Origin of the sequence: Mumia sp. (assembly GCF_028803055.1) — a bacterium.
Taxonomy (GTDB): Bacteria; Actinomycetota; Actinomycetes; order Propionibacteriales; family Nocardioidaceae; genus Mumia.
Genome location: NZ_JARBCJ010000068.1, coordinates 6,531 through 8,760 on the forward strand (window position 1 = coordinate 6,531; position 2,230 = coordinate 8,760).

Genomic DNA, 2,230 nt, shown 5'->3' on the forward strand with positions numbered 1-2,230 from the left:
CTGGTCGACATCCCCTCAGAGAGCCGTCACGAGGCCGTCATCGCCGACGCGGTCGAGGCCGCGCTGAGCGACTGCCGGCACCTGGAGGTGATCCGCGACGGGCAGACGGTCGTCGCCCGCACCGCTCTCGGCCGAGACAGCCGGGTCGTGGTCGCCGGGCACCTCGACACCGTGCCGGTCAACGGCAACCTCCCGTCCGCGCTCGATGGCGGTGACCTGTGGGGCCTGGGCGCGTGCGACATGAAGGGCGGCGTCGCGGTCGCGCTGCGGGCCGCGGCACACATTCCCGAGCCTGTTCGCGACGTCACCTACGTCTTCTACGAGGCCGAGGAGATCGAGGCGTCCGCCAACGGGCTGGGACGGCTCGCCAGGGAGCGCCCCGAGCTGCTCGCCGGCGACTTCGCCATCCTCATGGAGCCCTCGGACGGTGTGATCGAGGCAGGCTGTCAGGGCTCGCTGCGCGTCGACGTCGTCGCCCGCGGGGAGCGCGCCCATGTGGCCCGGTCGTGGATGGGCGTCAACGCGATCCATCGCCTGAAGCCCGCGATGGATCGCCTCGCCGCGGCGCAGGCTCGCACACCGGTCATCGACGGACTCACGTTCCGCGAGGGCCTCAACGCGGTCGGGATCAGCGGGGGTGCGGCGTCGAACGTGGTGCCCGACGAGGCGAGGATCGCCGTCAGCTACCGCTTCGCCCCTGATCGTACGGAGGACGAAGCGCTGGACTACCTCCAAGGACTGTTCGACGGGTACGAGGTCGTCGTCACCGACTCGGCGCCGGCCGCGTCGCCGGGGCTGGACCGACCCGCCGCGGCGGCGTTCGTCGAGGCGATGGGCGTGGAGGTCAACCCGAAGTTCGGCTGGACCGATGTCGCGGAGTTCGCCCGCTTGGGCGTGCCCGCGGTCAACTTCGGGCCCGGTGACCCGCTGCTCGCCCACAAGAAGGACGAGCGCGTCCCGGTGACACAGCTCCGGTCGGTCGAGGAACGGCTGCACGGATGGTTGCGCGGTGCCGGCGAGGGGCAGCCCGGATGAGCGACGACCAGCGCGCCGACGACCAGCGGGTCGAGGAGCGCGCCGAGGACGAGCGGGTCAAGGGTCCCGTCCTCCTTCGGCGCGACCGGATCGAGTCGACGACGACCGACCAGCGGTTGCTGGACTCCCCTGAGCGGTCCGACTGGGTGCACACCGATCCTTGGCGCGTCCTGCGTATCCAGGCTGAGTTCGTCGAGGGGTTCGGTGCACTGGCCGAGCTCGGGCCCGCGGTCAGCATCTTCGGCTCCGCCCGGACCTCGCGCGACGCCGCCGACTACGCCGCCGCCCGCGAGCTCGGACGCCGGCTGGCCGACGCGGGCATCGGCGTCATCACGGGGGGCGGCCCAGGGATCATGGAGGCCGCCAACCGAGGCGCGTGCGAGCGCGGAGGAGTCTCGGCCGGCCTCGGCATCGAGCTGCCGTTCGAGGAGAAGATGAACGCCTGGGTCGACCTGGGGGTCAACTTCCGATACTTCTTCGCGCGCAAGACGATGTTCGTCAAGTACGCGCAGGGTTTCGTGGTCTTCCCCGGCGGGTTCGGCACCTTCGACGAGCTCTTCGAGGCCCTGACGCTCGCGCAGACGCGAAAGGTGACGCAGTTCCCCGTCGTCCTGTACGGCACGGCGTACTGGGCCGGCCTCCTGGCCTGGCTGCGCGACTCCGTCCTGGAGTACGGAGCGATCTCCGCCGACGACGTGGACCGGCTCGTCCTCACCGACGACATCGACGAGATCGTCGCGCAGTTCGTCTCCTCCTGAACCGCCGTCGCAAGGGCGTGCCGTGCGGACCGGGCCGCGCTCGTGCGGCACAATCGGACGGACACGGTCGACGGACGGAGTGCGGGTGCGGGTCTCCTCGGAACAGCGGCGCGAACAGCTCATCGAGGCTGCGCTGGCCGTCGCCAAGCGCGAGGGCGTCGGCGCGGTGAGCACGCGCACGGTCGCCGCCGAGGCAGGGGCCACCCCCGGGATCGTGCACTACGTGTTCTCCTCCATGGAGGAGCTGCTCCGGGCGATGATCTCCCGGCTGGCCGACCAGTACGTCGCCTCGGTCAGCGACGTCGTCGTCTCGGGCGAGGACGACGTGACCGCGCTGCTCGAGGAGACCTTCGCCCACATGTGGTCGTCGGTCGAGGGTGACCCGAAGGCGCATCTGCTGACGTTCGAGGTGGCGGCCCACGCGCTGCGCAACGCAG

The 2,230-nt window shown here is 71.0% G+C and carries 3 protein-coding genes; all 3 read left to right on the plus strand.

The features are described from left to right. The coding region (gene dapE / locus PV363_RS08530; protein ID WP_301022123.1) for a succinyl-diaminopimelate desuccinylase at nt 1-1,035 on the plus strand (1,035 nt) is incomplete at its 5' end. Further along, nucleotides 1,032-1,793 carry a TIGR00730 family Rossman fold protein gene (locus PV363_RS08535; protein WP_220366078.1) on the plus strand — a complete coding sequence of 254 codons (762 nt, stop codon included), beginning with the start codon at nt 1,032-1,034 and terminating at the stop codon, nt 1,791-1,793. The genes dapE and PV363_RS08535, both read left to right, overlap by 4 nt. A gap of 85 nt (nt 1,794-1,878) precedes the next feature. Then, nucleotides 1,879-2,230, plus strand: a 352-nt coding sequence (locus PV363_RS08540; protein WP_301022124.1) for a TetR family transcriptional regulator, incomplete at its 3' end; no start/stop codon positions are given.

Coding starts and splice junctions, on each gene's coding strand:
- PV363_RS08535 (WP_220366078.1), top strand. CDS start 1,032: ATGAGCGACGACCAGCGCGCCGACGACCAGCGGGTCGAGGAGCGCGCC.